Source organism: Micromonospora sp. NPDC047753, from assembly GCF_040642735.1.
Taxonomy (GTDB): domain Bacteria; phylum Actinomycetota; class Actinomycetes; order Mycobacteriales; family Micromonosporaceae; genus Micromonospora.
This window is the reverse complement of the sequence record NZ_JBEYSL010000777.1, coordinates 1-2,066: the sequence shown is the minus strand read 5'-3', so window position 1 is coordinate 2,066 and position 2,066 is coordinate 1. Positions and strand designations below refer to the sequence as shown.

Here is a 2,066-nt window from a genome sequence, read left to right as displayed (position 1 = left end):
GCGCCGCCGCCGATGGTCACAGTGGCCGCGTCCGGGTCGACCCGGACGGCGCGCAGCCCGGTCAGATCGAGCGCCAGAGCGCCGTCGCGCAGCGCCCGGCCGGCCCAGTCGTGCCCTCCGGAGCGGACCGAGAGGGGCAGGTGGCACCGGGTGGCGATGCGGACCGCCTCGGCCACCTCGTCGGAGTCCTGAATTGCGGCGACCAGCGCGGGCGTGCGGGCCACAGCGCCGTTCCAGAGCCGGGTGGTGACGGCGTAACCGGGATCGCCCGGCTCGTGCAGCCGGTCGCCGAGCAGGGCACGCAGTCGGGCGGCGGCCGACGCGACATCGGGGGTGGCGGCGGAGACCATGGCGACTCCTCGACCGGGGCCGACCCACGACACCGGGTACGCCCCGGCGGCGGCCCGCGCTGGGCGCGACCGTAGCACCGGCAGGCGGTCGAGCGCCGTCGCCATCACGACAGCCACCGATGGACCGGCGGCTCAGCTGTCCGCCTTGACCAGCGGGAACTCCAGGGAACCGGCCGGGCAGAGGAAGGTCAGCACCTCCACCCGGTAGAGCCCGGCCTGCACCGCCGGGTCGGCCTCCAGCACGCTGCGGACATCCTCGACGCTGCCGGTGCGGGCCAGCCCGAAGCCGATCGGCGGATCCGGCTCGCGCGCCGGCCCGTCCACTGAGCCGGCGACCAGGACGATGCCGCGTCGCTGCAACGCCTGCATGTGTTCGGCGTGCTCGGCCTGCAACCGTTGCACGGTCTCCGCGGGCAGGGCCCGCCCGGCCGCGCCGGGATAGATCACGATGCACTCGTACGTGTCGAGCGCGAAGTTGACCTGCGGCACTCCCATGGGTGCTCCCTCCGCCGTCGCGCCGGAACGCACCGGCTCCGGCCAGCGTCGCACGGACACCCCGGTCGTACCGGGCGCTTCCCGGCAACTCGCTTCGGCGCGCTGACGGAGTGTCCGCGCCCACACTCGGCCGACCGGCGGCATGGCGGAAGGGTTCCGGGGGATGATCCATCGGTGGCGGGTGGGCTCTTCACGTCCGCGCTGTCCACGCCCGCCACGACGAGACGATTGGGGATCGGGCAATGGCGACAAATATCAGTGAGCAGCCCGCGAAGGCGTCCGGCACGTACCGGATCGGTGGCGATGTCACAGTCAACCGGCTCGGCTACGGGGCCATGCAGATCACCGGCCCGGGTGTCTGGGGTGACCCGAAGGACCCGGCCGAGGCGGTTCGCGTGCTGCGCCGTGCGGTCGAGCTGGGCGTGACGTTCATCGACACTGCCGACTCGTACGGGCCGTTCGTCTCGGAGATGTTGATCCGGGAGGCGCTGCACCCGTACGCCGATGACCTGGTGATCGCGACCAAGGCCGGGCTGAGCCGCTCCGGCCCCGGCGACTGGCGTGCGCTGGGCCGCCCGGAGTACCTGCGCCAGCAGTGCGAGCTGAGCCTGCGTCACCTCGGCCTGGACAGCATCCCGCTGTACCAGCTGCACCGGATCGACCCGAAGGTGCCGCTCGCCGATCAGCTCGGTGAGCTGGCGCTGCTGCGGGAGGAAGGCAAGATCCAGCACATCGGGCTGTCCGAGGTCAGCGTCGCGCAGATCGAGGAGTCCCAGGCGATCACCACGATCGCGTCGGTGCAGAACCTGTACAACCTCGCCAACCGCAGCGCCGAGGACGTGCTGGAGTTCTGCGAGCGCAACGACCTCGCGTTCATCCCGTGGTTCCCGATCGCGACCGGTGAGCTGGCCCGCCCGGGCGGCCCACTGGACGCCATCTCCAACGCGCACGGCGCGTCGCCCGCGCAGCTCGCGCTGGCCTGGCTGCTGCGCCGTTCGCCGGTGATGCTGCCGATCCCCGGCACGTCCTCGGTGGCGCACCTGGAGGAGAACGTGGCCGCGGCCGACGTGCGGCTCACCGACGACGAGTTCGAGGCGCTCGCCAAGGCGAGCTGACCAACCGGTCCGCCTTCACGCCCATGCTGCCCAGCAGCGTCCGCTGGCCGTTGCCGTCGTCGAATCGGCGGGTCGGGTCGTTGTCCAGCGGGTGCGAGTCACGGAA

General features: G+C 72.3%; 3 protein-coding genes. 1 reads left to right on the top strand and 2 read right to left on the bottom strand.

Annotated elements, in window-relative coordinates:
* Positions 1-467 (bottom strand): FAD-binding protein (locus tag ABZ749_RS34410; RefSeq protein ID WP_357235413.1); only part of this gene is annotated, 467 nt, incomplete at its 3' end.
* Between the two features lie 15 nt (positions 468-482).
* Positions 483-845 (bottom strand): YciI family protein, encoded by a 363-nt coding sequence (locus ABZ749_RS34405; RefSeq protein WP_357235410.1) that lies wholly within the window; start codon positions 843-845, stop codon positions 483-485.
* 242 nt (positions 846-1,087) lie between these two features.
* Between ABZ749_RS34405 and ABZ749_RS34400 the strand changes: the two genes are divergently transcribed.
* Positions 1,088-1,960 carry an aldo/keto reductase gene (locus tag ABZ749_RS34400; protein ID WP_357208511.1) on the top strand — a complete coding sequence of 291 codons (873 nt, stop codon included), beginning with the start codon at positions 1,088-1,090 and terminating at the stop codon, positions 1,958-1,960.
* Positions 1,961-2,066 lie beyond the last annotated feature (106 nt).

Coding starts and splice junctions, on each gene's coding strand:
- ABZ749_RS34405 (WP_357235410.1), bottom strand. CDS start 845: ATGGGAGTGCCGCAGGTCAACTTCGCGCTCGACACGTACGAGTGCATC.
- ABZ749_RS34400 (WP_357208511.1), top strand. CDS start 1,088: ATGGCGACAAATATCAGTGAGCAGCCCGCGAAGGCGTCCGGCACGTAC.